19 protein-coding genes are annotated in these 17896 nt (G+C 59.8%); 9 read left to right on the forward strand and 10 right to left on the reverse strand.

The window, feature by feature from the left end:
• Positions 1-32: 32 nt before the first annotated feature.
• A complete protein-coding gene (locus tag K6N12_RS29705; protein ID WP_012556558.1) occupies positions 33-608 on the reverse strand; it encodes a hypothetical protein in 576 nt (191 codons plus the stop codon).
• A 477-nt stretch (positions 609-1085) separates the two neighbouring features.
• Here K6N12_RS29705 and K6N12_RS29710 point away from each other — a divergent pair, with 477 nt between their 5' ends.
• The 3 genes from K6N12_RS29710 (at position 1086) to K6N12_RS29720 (ending at position 3898) form a co-directional block, all read left to right on the forward strand.
• Entirely contained in the window at positions 1086-2174 is a 1089-nt protein-coding gene (locus K6N12_RS29710) for a hypothetical protein (RefSeq protein ID WP_097624818.1), read from the forward strand.
• Positions 2175-2815: 641 nt separating this feature from the next.
• The gene (locus K6N12_RS29715) at positions 2816-3589 is read left to right on the forward strand and encodes a response regulator transcription factor (protein ID WP_097624819.1); all 774 of its coding nucleotides are present in this window, start codon (positions 2816-2818) and stop codon (positions 3587-3589) included.
• Between the two features lie 108 nt (positions 3590-3697).
• A complete protein-coding gene (locus tag K6N12_RS29720; protein WP_179867089.1) occupies positions 3698-3898 on the forward strand; it encodes a hypothetical protein in 201 nt (66 codons plus the stop codon).
• A 37-nt stretch (positions 3899-3935) separates the two neighbouring features.
• Here K6N12_RS29720 and K6N12_RS29725 read toward each other — a convergent pair whose 3' ends face one another.
• The 6 genes from K6N12_RS29725 to K6N12_RS29750 all read right to left on the reverse strand — a co-directional run bounded on the left by K6N12_RS29725 (position 3936) and on the right by K6N12_RS29750 (position 9342).
• A complete protein-coding gene (locus K6N12_RS29725) occupies positions 3936-4661 on the reverse strand; it encodes an SDR family oxidoreductase (protein WP_097624820.1) in 726 nt (241 codons plus the stop codon).
• Positions 4662-4671: 10 nt separating this feature from the next.
• Positions 4672-5733, reverse strand: coding sequence for an ABC transporter ATP-binding protein (locus K6N12_RS29730; protein ID WP_222149066.1), 1062 nt, complete (start codon positions 5731-5733; stop codon positions 4672-4674).
• Positions 5734-5886: 153 nt separating this feature from the next.
• Positions 5887-6093, reverse strand: coding sequence for a DUF2160 family membrane protein (locus K6N12_RS29735; RefSeq protein ID WP_097624822.1), 207 nt, complete (start codon positions 6091-6093; stop codon positions 5887-5889).
• Between the two features lie 4 nt (positions 6094-6097).
• Positions 6098-6934, reverse strand: coding sequence for a carbohydrate ABC transporter permease (locus tag K6N12_RS29740; protein ID WP_097624823.1), 837 nt, complete (start codon positions 6932-6934; stop codon positions 6098-6100).
• Positions 6935-6938: 4 nt separating this feature from the next.
• A complete protein-coding gene (locus K6N12_RS29745) occupies positions 6939-7814 on the reverse strand; it encodes a carbohydrate ABC transporter permease (RefSeq protein ID WP_097624824.1) in 876 nt (291 codons plus the stop codon).
• 94 nt (positions 7815-7908) lie between these two features.
• On the reverse strand, positions 7909-9342 hold the full coding sequence (locus tag K6N12_RS29750; RefSeq protein WP_097624825.1) for an extracellular solute-binding protein: 1434 nt from the start codon (positions 9340-9342) through the stop codon (positions 7909-7911).
• Positions 9343-9636: 294 nt separating this feature from the next.
• Between K6N12_RS29750 and K6N12_RS29755 the strand changes: the two genes are divergently transcribed.
• The 6 genes from K6N12_RS29755 (at position 9637) to K6N12_RS29780 (ending at position 15624) form a co-directional block, all read left to right on the forward strand.
• A complete protein-coding gene (locus K6N12_RS29755; RefSeq protein WP_097624826.1) occupies positions 9637-10521 on the forward strand; it encodes a sugar phosphate isomerase/epimerase family protein in 885 nt (294 codons plus the stop codon).
• Between the two features lie 61 nt (positions 10522-10582).
• A complete protein-coding gene (locus tag K6N12_RS29760) occupies positions 10583-11797 on the forward strand; it encodes an ROK family transcriptional regulator (RefSeq protein WP_097624827.1) in 1215 nt (404 codons plus the stop codon).
• A gap of 31 nt (positions 11798-11828) precedes the next feature.
• Complete coding sequence (locus K6N12_RS29765) at positions 11829-12806, forward strand: tagatose kinase (protein ID WP_097624828.1); 978 nt, start codon at positions 11829-11831, stop codon at positions 12804-12806.
• Positions 12806-14101: a class II D-tagatose-bisphosphate aldolase, non-catalytic subunit gene (locus tag K6N12_RS29770; protein ID WP_097624829.1), complete on the forward strand. Its 1296-nt coding sequence runs from the start codon at positions 12806-12808 to the stop codon at positions 14099-14101. Before K6N12_RS29765 ends, K6N12_RS29770 begins: the two co-directional genes overlap by 1 nt.
• Before the next feature lie 12 nt (positions 14102-14113).
• Positions 14114-14839, forward strand: a complete 726-nt coding sequence (locus tag K6N12_RS29775; RefSeq protein WP_097624830.1) for an SDR family oxidoreductase — start codon at positions 14114-14116, stop codon at positions 14837-14839.
• An 11-nt stretch (positions 14840-14850) separates the two neighbouring features.
• Positions 14851-15624, forward strand: a complete 774-nt coding sequence (locus tag K6N12_RS29780) for an SDR family NAD(P)-dependent oxidoreductase (protein ID WP_097624831.1) — start codon at positions 14851-14853, stop codon at positions 15622-15624.
• A gap of 122 nt (positions 15625-15746) precedes the next feature.
• Here the strand turns inward: K6N12_RS29780 and K6N12_RS29785 are convergent, their stop codons facing one another.
• The 3 genes from K6N12_RS29785 to K6N12_RS29795 all read right to left on the reverse strand — a co-directional run.
• Positions 15747-16682, reverse strand: a complete 936-nt coding sequence (locus tag K6N12_RS29785) for an AraC family transcriptional regulator (RefSeq protein WP_097624832.1) — start codon at positions 16680-16682, stop codon at positions 15747-15749.
• Positions 16683-16725: 43 nt separating this feature from the next.
• Positions 16726-17499: an L-iditol 2-dehydrogenase gene (locus K6N12_RS29790; protein WP_097624833.1), complete on the reverse strand. Its 774-nt coding sequence runs from the start codon at positions 17497-17499 to the stop codon at positions 16726-16728.
• On the reverse strand, positions 17499-17896 hold a 398-nt coding region (locus tag K6N12_RS29795), incomplete at its 5' end, for a TOBE domain-containing protein (protein ID WP_222149067.1). The genes K6N12_RS29790 and K6N12_RS29795, both read right to left, overlap by 1 nt.

Below are 17896 nucleotides of genomic sequence, written 5' to 3' on the forward strand. Positions count from 1 at the left end.
CCGAAACCAGCGGCCCTTGATGTCGTCTGAGTTCAGGAACCGAGATGGTCGACGTCGATATGGCCGAAGGCGTTGATGAAGTGATCGAGAGAATTGGTCACCGTCGTCGTTTCGGGATCCGTGTGGACCAATGCCGACGAGATATCGCCGCCATGCGCCATGTTTCCGTTGCCGCCGTTGCCGCCGACACCGGCGAGGATGGTGGCATGCTGATCGGCCATAAGCTGCGTATATTGTGTCGCGGTCGTTGCCGCAGCCACTGCAGCCGTGTCGCCGCCGCTTGAGTTTCCTTGACTGCCGTTCGAGTTGGAATCTCCGCCCGCGCCGCCGTCGCCGTGGTTCGAGATTTTCGCCAGGAAGCCGTTCTGGGCCTCGGTAAAGCCACCGGATCCACCATGGCCGGCATCCCAATCGGCCGTCTGCCAAACGTGATCGCCGTTGTGCACATCGGTAGTGGCCCCATAGACCTTTTGCACGGGATCGACATATGCAACCGGGTTGTAGTTGATGTTGCCATCGTTGTGGCCATCACCACCGTTGCCGGCATTCGCGTCACCCGCATCCGGATGGCTGAGATGAATCGTGTCGGATATTTGTGGAATAGGCATTGATGTCACTCCTCTACTTGGTTTCGTGCGTGTTGGTTTTTTACGGCGTCCCCCTGCGGCATGCGTTCCGGCATATCGCCACAGCCAATACGACCGCGGAGGAATATTGCTCGCGATTTAAACTTTGAACTACCTAGATATTCGGAGACATTCCTTCGGATGTATACTTGATGTGGCGGAACGTTATTTGGATTGATGTTTGGTGATTTGGCGCAGGGCGGCATGCTCATGATCAAGTCTTCGACTTCGCCGAAGCGACGCCCGGAGCCTCTCATCCAAAGCCGATTGAGTGCTTGCAACGCGCACAGCGGGTGCTGCGGCCATGACACCCAAATGGCTAGAGAACTAGCCGAGTGGATGTAGACGAATTGCAGGCTCTGCTTTTCCGAGGTTCAGATGCACAATGCCTGAACAATTAAAGGCGGCATGGCGCCGCATGCTCGGTGGCCGTGCGGTCGACCGCGAATGGAGACGGTAATGGCGGAACCTCGTCCCTTATTGGAAGACCTGCCCAAGACGGGCACCGATCAACACCTCGCCGCCAATGTGGCTGCGGGGCATCTGGCACTAGTGCCGACCTGGCTTCCATTGGATGTCGCTTCCGCGCCAACTCATACGTCAGCCGGCAGCGGTGGTGACGGGATAAGCGAAGGCGTGATCAGCAGCAATGCGTTGGCCGTCTTCATGCCGTCCAATGCGGCTATTGCGGGACCTCATTCGAGTGCCGACGCTTTCCAGGGCAACGATGCATCAATCAATCAGCATCCCACCGAAATGGCTGGGATCGGCGGGAATGGCGGAAGCGGCAATGTTGCCATCGGCAGCGGCGATGGCGCCACTCATGCCGGCACCGGGGGCAACGGGCTCTTCTATGGCGGGCTGGTCAGCACCGAAGTCGCAGTCTTTGCGCCCGTCAATACCGCTGTGGCTGCCGGCCCAGGCGCGGAGGCTCACGCCGAGCAGTCGAACAACGCAATGTTCCTGCAGGGCGCAACCCAGATGGGTGGCATAGGCGGCTCGGGCGGAGACCATAATGTCGCGACCCATGGCTCGTCGATGAGCCCGGGAACTGCGTTGACATTGACCGGCGACTATTATGCCGGCCACGGCGGCGATGGATATTTCGTCGGCAGCATGGTCGACGTGAGCATCGCCATCTTCTCGCCGATCAACATCGCCATCGGCGCCGCAGGCGGCTCGGCGGAGGCTCATCAGACAAACAATGTGATTTTCGATCAGGGCACTGTGCAGATCGCAGGCATGGGCGGCAATGGCGGTGGCTTCAACCTGTCGTCGGACACGATTTTTACCGGCAACCATGCCGGTGGCGGTGGCGGCGACGGATCGTCGACCGGCGCCATGGTCGACGTCAATTTCGGCTATTTCCATCCCATCAACATTGCCGTTCCCGCCGGTGGGACGGCGGACGCCCAACAGATCGATCATGTTCTCTATGATCAGCATGCGCTTCAGCTGGCCGGCATAGCGGGCCACGGCGGAGAGGGTAACCTCACGGACGCCCATTCGGCGCTCGTCGACGACATTCTGACTTTCATGCATAGCTAGCGGGATAGACTCCCCGCTCGTATTGCGCCGGCACAACTGCACGAGATTGTTCTCGGTGCCGTTTTTCAAGCCTTATGATTAATCGCTTTCTTCGCTCGGTTTCAACGGAGATACCGACCATTCCCCCATGACCTTATCGGCATAGTCGGCGCCTTCGCGATGCTGCCTGAGTGAAAAGCGATGCCGGCTGGTATTAATGCGTCATTGGAGCGCGGTTTTCAGTAATCAAAAAGGGTAGTCGCCGATCTCAGGCTTTTGTTGCTTCCGGCATTTGTCGTTTTTCTGTCGAGATTTGCAACTGTTTTGAATTGAGACAGATAAATAACGCCGAACCGATCCGCACCTTGTTATGTAAGACAGCATTTTGCAGAATTGGACCGTAGCAGATCGGTTGGCTTTTCAACTCCTTTCAAAGCTTTGTTGACCTGCTTGCCGTACGTGAATTCGGCGAAGTCGGGAAAGTCTTCGGCGATAAGTCGAGCCATCGGCTAATGATGAACAAGCGCATCAATATGCTCTCAGAGAATAGTTATCTCTCATGGAAATCTTATAGGCTATAATAATTATCCTGAGAGATCAGACTATTGATAGTGGCAATACACTCGCTTTTTCTCATGACATGTCGCGAGAACAGGAATAGTATGAATGACTGTTGGGTTGCACATAATCTGGGGAGCACGCAGGTGTCCGACAGTGCTGGAACAAAGCGCCGGCGCAATGCACCAACTGTGATCATTATTGAGCATTCTACACTGGCGCGCACAACCGTGGTGAAGCTACTTGAGCGGGAACTCGCGGGGTGGAACTTAATCGATTTGAGCTCGACCGAAAGTCTCGATCGGGCGCTTGGAGCCGAGGTGCGTTTGATCGCATTGGATCTGGCCGGCAGAGGTTTTGAGAGCGCCAGCCTGCGGGATGATCTCGCCGCGATTACCGCACGTTTTCCCGAGGTTCCTATCACGTTGCTCTCAAGTACGGATGACGCCATCATTGCCCGTCAGGCGCTGAAGATCGGCATCCGCGGCTTTTTCTCGACGTCCCTTCCCATCGACATTGCTCTTGCCGGTCTTCGCCTCGTCCTGGCAGGAGGAACATTTTTCCCACAGCTTCTGGGGGCAGTTACAAACGGCTCAAACGAGCATAGCCCCGCCAGAAACGAGGCCGAAAAAAGCCTGGATGAGAGGACGCAATACTTGGCGCTTGCCGAGTTCACGCCCCGCGAAGCGGATGTCCTCGCAGAGTTGCAATCCGGCTGTTCAAATAAGGTCATTGCAGGAAAGCTCAATTTGTCGGGGCATACGGTGAAGATGCATCTGCAACACATCATGCGAAAGCTGCAGGCGCAGAACCGGACTGAAGTGGTTGCCCGCTTGATCCAAAGAGCCGCCAGCGGGCCTGACGCCTCGCCCAGTTAGGCCCAGCACCACCCGCGCGGCCGTGTTCATGTCAGCTGGTTTTATATCGTGAATCCCTCATGGGAACCGCGAGTCCAGCCGGCCGTTACCTTTTGAGGAACGGAGGATATGGACATGCGCAAGAAAAAGGCCATCGTCGAGGCGGCGCTCGAGTCCGAATATGAGCGCCAGCCGCTCGGGATCATGAATACGGAGCAAGCCCTCGAGCTTGAGGATGCCGACGGTCTTGTTTTCAGTCACCCGGATAAAGAGGCCGGGGTGACGGATCACTTTGTCGATCAGGAACAGTTGCGCCGATTGGTGCAGTAGATCTTTGCGCGTTTGGAAAAACGCGCAGCTATCGATCTCAGGCAATCATATAACCGCCGTCCACCGGCATCGATATCCCGTTCACCATCGCCGCCTCATCCGACAGCAGGAAGAGAACGACTTCGGCGACGTCGCTCGGCTCGGCGAAACGACCGACGGGGATGCGCTGCATCATCCCGGCGGCCTTCTCGGGGTCGCTCCAGGCCTTCACCGCCATTGGTGTCAGCGTCACCGTCGGGTGCACGCCGTTCGCGCGGATGCCGTGCGGGGCAAGCTCCTTCGCCATGACACGCGTCAAGCCATCCAGCCCGCCCTTCGATGCACAATAAGCTGCGTGGTCGGGGATCCCGACAAACGAGGCGACCGACGAGACGTTGACGATGGCGCCTTTGCGGCCCTCCTTGATCAGGAAGCGGGCATATTCCTGCGCCACGATCATCGGTGCACGTGTGTTGACCGCCACAAGCCGGTCGAATGCTTCGACTGTCGTCTCCAGGAACGGCTGGAGTTCGGTGGTGCCGGCGCAATTGATCAGGAAATCCGCCGGCAGGGCCGCAATCGCCGCCTTCCTCGTCGCATCGGCGTCGGCGAGATCGACCTCTATGGCGCGGCAACCCGCTTCCTCTCGCAGGGCGTCGACGTCGGCGGAACTGCGGGTGAGGGCAACGACATCAGCACCCCGTTCGACGAGCATCCGGGCAATTTCGCGTCCGATGCCCTTTCCCGCTCCGGTAACGATGACCGTCTTTCCATTGAAGTCCATGGTCGCCTCCTTACAGTCTCTGGCCCGTTTCCCGATCGAAGATATGTGCACGCCGGGGATCGATGTGGAAATACACCGTCCGTCCGGGATCTACCTCGATACGTTCGCGGATCAAGGCGTCGATCGGCACACCTTGCGTACGGCCGAAGATCAATGTCTCCGAACCCGTCGGCTCGAACACTGATACCTCGACGGGAACGCCATCGTCGCCGATCGTGATATGCTCCGGTCGGATGCCGTAGGTCACGGCTCGTCCGTCGTCCGCATTCGTCTTGTCGACGGGCAGGACGACGCCCTGGTCTGTGACGACGACCTTCCTGCCGTCGCGGGTGGCGATGCGGCCCTGAAGGAAGTTCATCGATGGGCTGCCGATGAAGCCGGCGACGAAGAGATTGACCGGGAAGTCGTAAAGATCGAGAGGCTTGCCGATCTGCTCGACCCTGCCGTCGCGCATCACCACGATCTTGTTGGCCATCGTCATGGCCTCGATCTGATCGTGCGTGACGTAGACGGTGGTGGTTTTCAGCCGCTGGTGAAGCTCCTTGATTTCGACGCGCATGGTGACGCGAAGTTTGGCGTCGAGATTGGACAGCGGTTCGTCGAACAGGAAGACCTGCGGATCGCGGACGATGGCGCGGCCCATCGCCACGCGCTGACGCTGCCCGCCCGACAGTTGCTTCGGATAGCGATCGAGATAACGCGTCAGGTCGAGGATCTCGGCGGCCCTTCCGACCTTCTCGTCGATCTCCGCTTTGGGGCGCTTGGCCATCTTCAGCGGAAAGCCCATGTTTTCGGCGACCGTCTTGTGGGGATAGAGCGCGTAGCTCTGGAAGACCATCGCGATGTCGCGCTCCTTTGGCGGAGCGTTGGTGACGACACGGCCGCCGATCCGGATGTCGCCGCCGCTGACGGTCTCGAGGCCGGCGATCATCCGCAGCAGGGTGGACTTGCCGCATCCGGAGGGGCCGACCAGCACGACGAATTCGCCGTCCTCGATGTCGACGCTGACGCCGTGCATGACCTGAAGCGCGCCATAACTCTTGGTGACGTCGCTAACCTGTACGTTTGCCAATGTCGTTCCTCCCTAAAGCATGTCTCGCAAAAGTGTGCAGCGGTTTTGCGATAAAGACATGCGTAAAAACAAAGACCTAAAGCGTGAGCGAATCTGAAAGATCGCGACGCGCTTTAAAGCAGCGCGGCTGGTGTGTTGACGGAAGTCATCGGCTCATCCCTTCCAGACGATGTAGGCGCCAAGCACCGCCGAGATTGCCGCCGCGCACCATACCGACAGCCCGACCGGCTCGATGAACCGCATCCAGAACAACGAGAGAGCGACCCAGATCACCACCGAGATGAACAGCCGGTCGAACCAGTTCGTTTCGATCGGCAGAAATCCCGGCTTGCGTTGGTTGTTTCTTGATTGAGAGCTCATGGCTTCACCCTTTCACCGCACCGAAGGTCAGGCCGGCGACGATGTGACGTTGCACCACTGAAAAGACGATGAGCGCCGGCACCAATGTCAGCATCGAGATCGCGGCCATGATGCCCCAGGCGGTCCCGGTGGTCGTCACATATTCCGACAGGCCGGTGGTCAGGGTTCGCGCATTGAAGTTGGTGAGCGTCGCTGCGAGCAGATATTCGTTCCACGCAAACACCCAGGTCAGGATCAGGGTCACCGCAAGTCCGGGCCGCGCCAGGGGAAAGACGATGTCATAGAGGACGGTCCATGGGCTGGCGCCATCCATATAGGCCGCCTCGTCCAATTCCTTTGGAATGCCTTCGACGGTCGGGCGCAGCGTCCAGATGGCGAAGGGAAGGTTGAAGGAGCAGTAGACCAGGATCATGCCCAGCCGGGAATCGGCGAGCGAGAAGTCGCCGATCTTGTAGACCTGCGTCAGCAGCAGGAAAAGCGGCAGCAGGAAGACCGCCGGAGGCGCCATGCGGTTGGTGATCGTCCAGAAGAAGATGCTTTCCTTGCCCGCGAGGTCGAAGCGGGTCAGCGCGTAGCAGGCAAAGAAGCCGAGCGTCGTGACGAGCAGTGCGTTGCCCGACGATATGATCATCGAGTTGAGCATGTATCCGCGCAGGGTCGGATTGGTCAGCACATCCTGGTAGTTTTTCCAGAAGAAGCTGCGGAGCACGACATCGGGCGTCGAGAACAGGTCGAAGGGCTGTTTCACCGATATGACGAACAGCCAGTAGATCGGGAAAAGCGTCGCGAGGCTGATTAAGATCCAAAGGACGACCGGAAGCCAGGGGGTCTGGTTTTTCATCGGATCAACCTCTCTTCACGCGGGGCGCAATCAGGCCGACATAGAGCAGCCAGCACACGACGATGGTGAGGTAAAGGACGATGACGGAGATGGCCGAACCATAGCCGTAATTGGTCTTGGGGAAGACCTCCTTGAAGATGTGGACGCCGATATAGCGTGTCGACGAACCCGGGCCGCCGCCGGTCAGCATCAGGACCTCGTCGACGGTGCGCAGCGCATCCATCAGCCTGATGAACACCGTGGCGAGCAGGGCCGGGCGGATCAGCGGGAGCGTGATGTGCCAGAAGATCTGGCTCTTGCCTGCGCCGTCGATCTGCGCCTGCTCGAACGGATCGGGCGGGAGCGAGACCAGTGCGGCGATCAGCGACAGGGTGACAAGCGGCGTCCAGTGCCAGATGTCCATGATCACCGTAACGGTGAAGGCCGCGACAGCACTCTGGCCGATATTCAGATCGTAGCCGAACCAGCTTCTGAGAAGATACGGGATGATGCCGATCGACGGTGTGGTCATCAGCTTCCAGACAGAGCCGACGATGATTGGCGCCATGATCAGCGGCAAGGTGTGGATCGTGCGAAACACCGCTTTTCCAGGAAAATCCTTCAGCAGCGCCTGGGCGAGGATATAGCCGAGGATCAGTTCCGAGACGACCGCGAAGAAGACGAATGTGAGGGTTATGCCGAGCGATGCCAGGAATTGGGCGTCGAAGACGAGCCGCCGATAGTTGTCGGCCCAATTGAAGACCATGCCCGGATTGGCCGCGAACGGGTTCCATGCATGGAACGAGACCCAGAGGACGTAGATGAACGGAAAGATCCCGAACAGTCCAAGGATCACGATGGTCGGTGACAGCAACAGCCACCCGAGCTTCTGCGAATGCATCGCCTATCCCCCATTGAACGTTATGTGACGTCCGCCCATCCTGGAGCGAAAGATGACGGGTCGTAGGACACGACCCGTCAATTGGGGAGGATGTTTATTTGCGATAGCCGAGCGATGTCAGTTCCTCTTCGGCCTTGGCCGCCATCTGGTCGAGCCCTTCATCGGGAGCGATCTTGCCGGTCAAGATGTCGTAGAAGATCGGGGCGGTCGCTTCCCGCACCTGCGCATGGAAGGGGTAGGGAGGAGCGCCGGCGAAGAGTTTGCCCTCATCCTTCAGCATCGTGTAGAAGCCGCCGAGCTTGGTATCCATCTCCTTCACCTTCGGATCGTCGAACGTCGCCTTATTGGTGATGCGCGGCGCAGCGATGGCCCAGTCGGGCTGCACTTCGTTCTGACCGATGAATTCGAGGAACAGCAACGACGCTTCCTTGTTCTTCGACGTGATCGGCACGCCGAAGGCGCCGCCGTCGTAGTAACCGATATAGCCCTTTCCGGCTTTTGCATCGTCCAAAACGCCTGGTTCGAGCGGCGGCAGCGCGAACCCGACCTTTCCGACGACCTTCGACTGCGCTTCATCGCTTGCAATCCACGCGGCATTCTCACCGTAGATCAGCCCCTGGGCGACACGGCCGGCGGCAAAGGTCGTTGCCGTCTCCGTCCAGGTCGACTGGGTCGATTCCGGCGGAGCGATGTCGCGCAGGTGCAGCCAATATTTCAGCGCGGCCTTCGCCTTGTCGCCGTTCATCGTGCCGCCGTGTTCGACGGTGGCCGCATAGTTGTTCTTGGCGTCGATGCCCCAATTGTAGACCCCGAACGTCGGCACGATGGACTCGAAGAATTCATACCAGGAAGCCGGATGGCCGGTATGGGCCTGGGCGGTCGTGCCCCAGAGCTCCATGCCGTTGTCCTTGCCGTACTTGGTGAAGAATTCGGCAATCTGAGTGTATTCCTCGTGGGTGGTCGCCGGCTTCAGGTCCTTGCCGGTTTCCTTCTTGAAGGCCTCCTTGATCTTCGGATCGTCGAAGAGGTCCTTGCGATAGAGATATGTCTTGAGGAACGCTTCCATCGGCGTGCCGAAGAGATCGCCGTTGGCGTCCTTGAAATAGTCGGCGAAGCTGGTGAAATTCGAATCGTCGTAGGTCGGGGCCTTCAGATCCGGCTGATCCTTCAGCGTCTTGGTGATGTCGACGAGGAAATTCCTGGCCAGATAGGAATAGATGATGTCCTGCTCGATGTAGACCATGTCATAGATGCCGGTCTTGGCTTCCATGTCCTTGATCGCCTTGTCGTACATCTGATCCCAGGAGGTCGTCTCGATTTCGACCTTGATGCCGGTCTTCTTTTCGAATTCCGGAGCGAGCACGTTCTTGATGTAGTTCGATGGCGGGGTGCTTTCGGTGACGCCGTGCAGGGTCACACCCTTGTATTTTGCGCCCGCGTCGGACCAGAAGTCAGCCCAGGCCGGCGAAGCGGTCGTCGCAAGGCCGAGCGTCAGCGCAAGCGCGCTAGCCTTCAAAGCATAGTGCATTTCCAATCCTCCCAGATAGCAGCGAGAACATTCGCCGGTGCTTGTGTAGGCCAAAAAAACCGACAGCGCAACATTTGTTGTCTAAACATGCAAATAGATAGCCTATCCCATTGATTTTCACAGGAACAAATTTTTCGTACCGACCTGGAAACGAAGGCCATGGCATAAAATGCTGCAACGCAAAGTCTTTTTGCAGGACAGCAAAATGACGGTGTCAGAATTTATTTGTTGCCTTGCCAAACTAAATGGCATAGCACTGGGCACAATCACCGGCATATCGTGGAGGAAAGACCTATGCGTCGATTGGGTATCCATTCATTTGTATGGACAGGCGGCCAAACGCAGGAAGGCCTGGAGATGGCCCTCAACAAGACCGCCGAACACGGATATCGCACCATCGAATTTGCCTATCTGCGCCCCGAGAAATTCAATCTCGACCGGCTGGCAAAGCTCGCCCAGTCCCTCGATGTGGAGATCGGCGTAACCATGGGGCTGCCGCTCGACAAGGACGTGTCGAGCGAGGACGCTGCTGCGGTGTCCGCCGGCAGGCAGACGCTGGCCGACGCCGTTCGTGCAGTCCGTGATATCGGCGGCAACAAGCTCGGCGGGATTCTCTATTCCGCCCACACCAAGTACAATCGCCAGCCGACGAAGAAGGGCTGGGACAACAGTGTGGCCGCGATCGCCGCGACCGGCGAGGTCGCCAAGCAGGCGAACGTCGACATAGTGCTGGAGGTGGTCAACCGGTTCGAGACCAACCTGCTGAATACCACGGCGCAGGGGCTGAAGTTCATCGCCGAGACGGGATCGCAGCATGTTCGTCTCCATCTCGACACGTTCCACATGAACATCGAGGAAGCCAATCCGGCCGCCGCCATCCGTCTTGCCGGCGACAAGATCGGTTATTTCCACATCGGCGAAAGCAATCGCGGCCATCTTGGTGATGGCGTCATCGACTTCGAGCTGATCTTCGACGCCCTGCTCGACATCGGCTACGAAAGAGACATCGTGTTCGAGAGCTTCTCGACGACGGTCGTGGATGAAGGCCTGTCGCTCGCCTGCGCCATCTGGCGCGATACCTGGGAGGACAATGATTTGCTTGCGGCGCACGCCAAGCGCTACATCGAGCTGAAATATGACGAGGCCAAGCGTCGCCGGGCCACAAACGCGCGGCCCTGATTATCCTTCTGACAGCCTGTTCCAGTCGTGTAAGGGTGGGCGGCTTGAAGGGAATAGACCTATGAACGACACCGTCTCCATCGGAAGTTCGCCGCGCAGGATCCGGCAGAACAACATCGTCGCCGCCTTACAGACGATCTATGTCCACCGAAGCCTCAGCCGGGCCGATCTCGCTCGTAAGCTCGGCATGAACCGCTCATCCTCGGGAGAGATCGTCGCCGAACTGACCGAGGGCGGGTTCGTTCAGGAGTCGGAGGAGAGCGGCAGGCAGCGCCTGGAACATTCCCGTGCTGGCCGTCCCGGCATCATGCTTGAACTGGTTCCGGATGCTGCCTTCTTCGTCGGGATAGAGATCGGCGTCGAGCATATATCGGCCGTCGTTGTCGATCTCTCCGCCGAAGTTCGCGCATGTCGGAAAGTCGCGTTCGACACACCGTCTTCGACGGTGGAGGAGGCTGTGGCGCAGGGTATCGAACTGATTGTCGGCGCAATGGCGAAGCGCATGATCGACAGGTGCAAAGGCTTGGGCCTATCGACGCCGTCCCACGTGCGTCCGGATGGATTTGTCACACTGGCGCCGATCATCGGCTGGCGGGACGTGCCGTTGAAGGAAATTGCCCGGTCAGCCTTCCCGGCCGCCGTCCCGATCGCGGTCGAAAACGATGCCAATGCGTTTGCGATCGGCGACAGCTATCGTCACGGCGTCGCAGGGGTGACCCTGTTCCTGCTGATGGAAACGGGCGTCGGTGGCGGCATCATGATCGATGGCAAGCTGTTTCGCGGCGGCCATGGTCTGGCGGGAGAAATCGGCCACACGCTGGTGCCGGGAAGCGGCGGTCAGAAGCTCGAACAACTGATCGGTCGCGAGGTGCTGATCGGTCAATATCGCGAGGCTGTCGGACACGAGGACGCCGATCTGCAGGATTTCCTTGGTGGCGTTCGCGACCGCGTCCCGGCCGCGGTCAACATCGCCGAAACCTGGTCGCGCCATCTTGCATATGCACTGCTGCAGGCCTGTCGCCTGCTCGACCCAGACAGGATCGTGCTGGGCGGCTCCGTGGCACCGCTCTATCCAATGGTGGCTGCCCGCGTGGCGGTTCACATGTCGGAAGGCCAGAACATCGCTTTCCCCACGCCGGAGATCGTCGTGGACGATGATGCAGAGTTCGATTCCGCCTTCGGGGCGGCATGCATGCTGCACCGGCGCTTTCTGTCGTTGGAGAACGAGGAGTTCGGCAGCGAGGACGGTGCGCCGGTCCAATCGGCGCTGAGTTAAGAGACAACAGGGATCGAAAGCAGGACTGCATATGGCTTCAATACTGGCTCCGGACGCACTTGGTCCCACGGTTTGCGTAGGGGAGATCCTCGTGGAGATCGTCGCAACGACGGTTGGAAACGGCTTCCTCGAAGCCCAGCCGCTCGTCGGTCCGTTCGCGAGCGGTGCGCCGGCGATCTTCATTTCGCAATGCGGCCGTCTCGGCGGTCAGGCGGCAATGGTCGGCGCCGTCGGCGATGACGATTTCGGCCGGGTCAATACCGATCGCCTCAAGCGCGACGGCGTCGATATCTCGGCGATTTCGATCGATCCGGATTACCCGACGGGAAGCGCTTTCGTTCGCTACCGCAAGGATGGCTCCAGAGATTTCGTCTACAACATCGCCACCTCCGCAGCCGCGCGCTTCGGCTGGTCCCGAGGGGTCGCCGATCTCATCGATCGGACCGGGCACCTTCACGTGATGGGCTCCGCGCTGTCGGTTCCGAGTGCCCGTGCGGTGATCGACAAGGCGGTCGACATTGTCAAGGCGCGCGGCGGAACGCTGTCGGTCGATCCGAACCTTCGCAAGGAGTTGAAGCTGGACGAGGAGACCGAACGCCGGTTTGCCAAGCTTGTTGCTGCCGCCGATCTGCTTCTGCCGTCCGGAGAGGAGCTTGAGCGCGCCGCCGGTGTCGAAGGCGAGGCGGAAGCGATCCAGCGTTTGTTCGAGATAGGCGTCAAGGAGATCGTGCTGAAGCGCGGCGCCGGCGGCGCGACCTACTTCGCCAGCAGCGGAGACCGCATCCACGCTCCCGCCTTCGTCGTTCAGGAGGTCGACCCTACGGGGGCCGGCGACTGCTTCGGCGGTGCCTATCTCACCTGCCGGCGGCTCGGAATGTCTCCAAAGCAGGCTCTGACCTATGCCTCGGCCGCCGGCGCCCGCAACGTCACGGTGCTGGGGCCGATGGAAGGTGCGGGCACCCGCCCGGAACTCGATGCATTTGTCGCGTCAACGGAAAGGCGGCCGTGATGGAGGTGCATCTCAACGAACTGGCGAGGCTCAGGATCGAAGGCCACCCGAAAGGCGTGACCTCCGTATGCTCCGCCCATCCGATCGTGCTGCGCGCCGCCCTCCGGCACGGGCGGCAACAGAAAAGCACCGTGCTGATCGAAGCGACCTGCAACCAGGTCAATCACCTCGGCGGCTATACCGGCATGACGCCGAGCGATTTCGCCTCCCTCGTCATGAAGATCGCGGCGGAGGAGGGGTGCCCGGAAAAACTCATCGTTCTCGGCGGCGACCACCTCGGCCCCAATCCGTGGTGCGACCGGCCTGCGGAGGAGGCCATGGCCGAGGCGGAGACGATGGTTGCCGCCTATGTCGACGCCGGGTTCCGCAAGATTCACCTCGACGCTTCGATGGGCTGCAAGGGCGAACCGATGGCGCTCGACGACGTAACCACCGCCCGTCGCGCCGCCCGGCTTGCCGCGGTCGCCGAGGCTTCGGCCAGGAAGACCGGTGGCGCGATGCCGGTTTACGTCATCGGCACCGAAGTGCCGCCGCCGGGCGGGGCCGACCATCCCCTGACGACGATCGAGCCGACGGCTGCCGCGGCGGCGTTGAAGACGATCGAAGTCCACCGCCGGATCTTTGCGGCGGCCGACCTCGGGCAGGCGTTTGGGCGGGCAATCGGCCTGGTCGTTCAGCCGGGTGTCGAATTCGGCAATCACAACGTCATCGTCTACGACAGCAGCAAGATGGAGGCGCTGCAATCGGTGCTGACCGAGGAGCCGCAATTCGTGTTCGAGGCGCACTCGACCGATTATCAGGGCGCCGAGCCGTTGAGCGCGCTGGTGAAGGACGGTTTTCCGATTCTGAAAGTCGGTCCCGAACTGACCTTCGTCCTGCGCGAGGCGCTCTACGGGTTGGACGCGATCGCTTCCGATCTCCTGCCCGGTTATGGCCAGCGTCCGCTCTATGCGGCGATGGAAGTGTTGATGCTCGACCAGCCCGGAAATTGGCGGCGCCACTATCACGGAACGGAGGCCGAGATGCGTTGGCTGCGGCATTACTCGCTGTCTGACCGCATCCGCTATTATTGGGCGTCGGCTGAAGCACAAGAGGCCGTCTGGGGCCTGTGCGAGGCTCTTCGAGGGCAGTCGGTACCGCTGCCATTGTTTTGGCAGCATATGCCGGCCGCCCAGCATTTCGCCGAAGCGCCGCTCGATCCGGATGAGGTTCTGATCTGGAGAGTAACGAAGAGCCTGGCGGACTATCATGCCGCCTGCGGCGTCGGAAAAAATGAGCAATCGGGATCAAGATAGGAGGAGACATCGATGCAGGAATTGAATGGGAAGATCGCGGCGGTCACGGGTGCGGCCTCCGGCATAGGATTGGCTTCCACGGAAGCAATGCTTTCCGCAGGCGCGACGGTCGTGCTGGTGGACCGGGATGAGAAGGCCCTTGGGGCGGTTTGCAGCCGGCTTGGCGAGCGGGCTATTCCGCTCGTGATCAACCTGCTCAATCCGAACGAATGCGCGGGACTGCTTGAGGGCGTCCTGGCGAAGACGGGCAAGATCGACATCCTGCATGCCAATGCCGGCACCTATATCGGCGGCGACCTTGTGGAAACCGACCTCGATACGATCGATCGGATGCTCAATCTCAATGTGAATGTCGTCATCAAGAACGTTCGCAATGTCATTCCGCACATGATCGAACGCGGCACCGGCGACATTGTCGTCACGAGCTCCGTCGCTGGACATTCGGCTATCCCGTGGGAGCCGGTGTATTCCTCGTCGAAATGGGCGATGACCTGCTTCGTCCAGACGATGCGGCGCCAGCTTCTGAAAAACGGCATTCGCGTGGGGTCGGTTTCTCCGGGGCCGGTCATCAGCGCTCTGCTTGCGGATTGGCCGGAGGAAAATCTTCGCAAGGCCAAGGAGGCCGGCGCTTTGATCGAGCCCAAGGAAGTCGCCGACGCGATCATCTTCATGCTGACCCGTCCGCGCAACGTCACCATCCGTGATATCGTGGTGCTTCCAAGCGCCTTTGACATCTGAAGGAGCCTGATATGAGCTACCAGAAGAAATTTCGCCTCGACGGCGAACGGGCGGTGGTCACCGGCGGAGGGCGCGCCATCGGGCTATGCTGCACCGAGGCGCTGGCGGAGGCGGGTGCGGCTGTCGTCGTCATCGAGCGCAGCGACGCCGACGCCCGGCAAGCGCTTGCGCTGCGCGACAACGGCTACGACATCGAAGTCCGGCTGGGCGACGTCACCGACGCGGCCCGCATGGACGAGATCGCCAATGAGCTTGCCGACGGAGGCCGGCCGGCGACGATCCTCGTCAACAATGCCGGGATTGGCCAGAGCGGCATCCCGGCGGAGGATCTCACCGACGCGGACTGGCTGCGCATGATGGACGTCAATCTGAACGGCGTCTTCTGGTGCTCGCGTGCTTTCGGCCGTCACATGGTCACGATGAGGCGGGGCGCCATCGTGAACCTCGGCTCGATGTCGGGTCACATCTGCAACCGGCCGCAGCCTCAGACGGCCTATAACGTCTCCAAGGCGGCAGTCCATCACCTCACGCGGTCGCTGGCCGCCGAGTGGGCGCAGCATGGTATCAGGGTAAACGCCGTCGCGCCCACCTACATCGAGACACCGATGGTGGTGGCCGTCGAAGCCAATCGCGAGCGTATTCCGCTCTGGCTCGCCGACACGCCGATGGGCAGGATGGGAACGCCGGAAGAGGTTGCCAGCGCGGTCCTCTTTCTGGCGTCGGGTGCAGCCAGCCTGATGACCGGAGCAATCGTCAACGTCGATGCAGGCTTCACCTGCTGGTAGTCCTTGCGTGAGGCGTGCGCCTCGTCCGCACCGGAAAGAGGCGGTGATCGGCCGCCTCGGAGACGCAAGTCCGCCAATGGGCAACTTGCCGCAGCAAGCAGCAATCTGAAAGTGGATAGTCGTCAGCTGTCGGGCGAAACGCGTTTTCCCCGTGCGGCCTTCCGGTAGACGGATGGAGTCTTGCCGACATGGCGAAGAAACGCGCGATTGAAGTTCGACAAGTTGGTGTAGCCGACTTCATAGCAGATATCCGTCACGGTCTCATCGGACTCCGACAGCAATTTGCAGGCCCTGCCTATGCGCAAACTCACCACGTAATCCGTAAAGCTGCGTCCGGTGTTCTTGATAAAAAATCGGCTGAAGGTGTTTGTCGACATGTTGACTACGGATGCGACGTCGGGGAGCTGAATTTTCTCAGTAAAGTGGCCGTGGATATGGAGAATTGCCCGCTGCATGGTGTTCAGCGTCGCCGCGTCGACATTCGGCGAGAAGTCGGGCGATGACAAAAGTTCGTATTCGCGGGAATCTGCCAGCAGTTCCAGAACGCGAAGGAAACGGATCAGCCTTTCCAACCCACCAACTGCTCCAATGCGTTCGAGCAGAAGAGTCGCACGTCGAGCTGTAGTCCCCGAAAATCGCAATCCACGCTGTGCGGCCGTCAGAAGCGTGTCCAGGCGCTTCATCTCCGGCAGATACCTGCTTGCTTCTCGAATTTTGTCCGGATGAAATTGAACGACAAGATCCCGTTCCGGGATCCTGTCGCCTTTGCCAATATGCGAGACCCAATCATGTGGCAGATTGCTGCCGACGATTGTTAGATCGCCGGGACCGAAATTGCCGATATAATCACCAACATACGCCGTGCCGGACGATTTGCGGATAAGGTGTATCTCGAATTCCGGATGAAAATTCCAGAGCGAATTTGCCCAGGGATAGTCGTCGATCCGCCAGAGGAAGGTATCGTCTTCAGCGGTCAGAACGTGCTCAAATTTCGGCGCCAGCCGCGATGTTCCGTTGCGGGCAACCGACGGCTTGGTCAAGCTGGTCGAGGCGCTCATTCCACTTGTTCCATCAACGGATAAGCCGGGTTGAGGATAGCGGTTAGCTCATCCAGTTACCACCATCGACGTTGTAGGTCTGTGCGACGATGTAATCGGCTTCTTTCGAGGCGAGGAAGATTGCCATTCCGGCCAGGTCTTCCGCCGTCCCCATGCGGCCGAAGGGAACAGCTTCACCGACCAGCCGCTTTTTCTCGCCAAGCGGGCGGTTTTCGTATTCTGCGAATTTCGCATCCACGCCGTCCCAATGTTCGCCATCGACGACGCCGGGTGCAATGGCGTTGACGTTGATGCCGTGCTTGATCAAGTCGAGCCCGGCTGACTGCGTCAAGGAAATGACAGCAGCTTTCGTTGCGCAATAGACGGCGACCAGAGCCTCTCCGCGTCGTCCCGCCTGGCTCGCCATGTTGATGATCTTGCCGCCCGTGCCGCGCGCGATCATCGATTTCGCCGCTGCCTGCAGCGTGAAGAGCGTGCCCGAAACGTTGATGGCAAAAAGTGTATCGAAGCTCTCGCGGGTAATGCCGGCGATCGGCGCAAGATCGAAAAGCGCGGCATTGTTGACGAGAATGTCTATGCCGCCTGTCTTGGCATCGACAGCGGCAATCGCCTGGTCGATGGAAGTCTGATCGGTAACGTCGATCTTCAGTGCATAGGCGGATGCGCCAAGTTCGCTGGCCGTGTGTTCGGCGCGCTCGAAATTGATGTCGGCGATTGCGACGGTAGCGCCCTCGCGGATGTAAGCCTCTGCGAACGTTCGGCCGATGCCACGCGCCGAACCGGTAATCAACGCTGATTTTCCTTCAAGCCGTTTCATTACTTTGCCACTCCCTTTTCGTTGAATCTATGGATCCTCGCCGGATCGGGGGTTAGATAAACCGTCTCCCCGGCGCGGATGCCCGTCTCACCCAAGACCCGCACCGTCAGCAGGCCCGCCACCTCGGTGCGAACATGGATGAAGGTATCGGAGCCGAGATGTTCGGTGACGCTCGCCTCACCCTTCCACAGGCCTTCGGCCGTGGAAATGGTCAGATGTTCGGGCCGGACGCCGATGGTATGTGCATTCAGCGCGGCGGCGTTCTGGCCTGTTATGAAGTTCATCTTCGGCGAACCGATGAAGCCGGCGACGAAGAGGTTGCGGGGGCGGCTGTAGAGTTCGAGCGGCGAGCCGACCTGCTCGATATTGCCCCTGTTCAAGACGACGATCTTGTCGG

Source organism: Rhizobium redzepovicii, from assembly GCF_019793435.1.
GTDB lineage: Bacteria > Pseudomonadota > Alphaproteobacteria > Rhizobiales > Rhizobiaceae > Rhizobium > Rhizobium redzepovicii.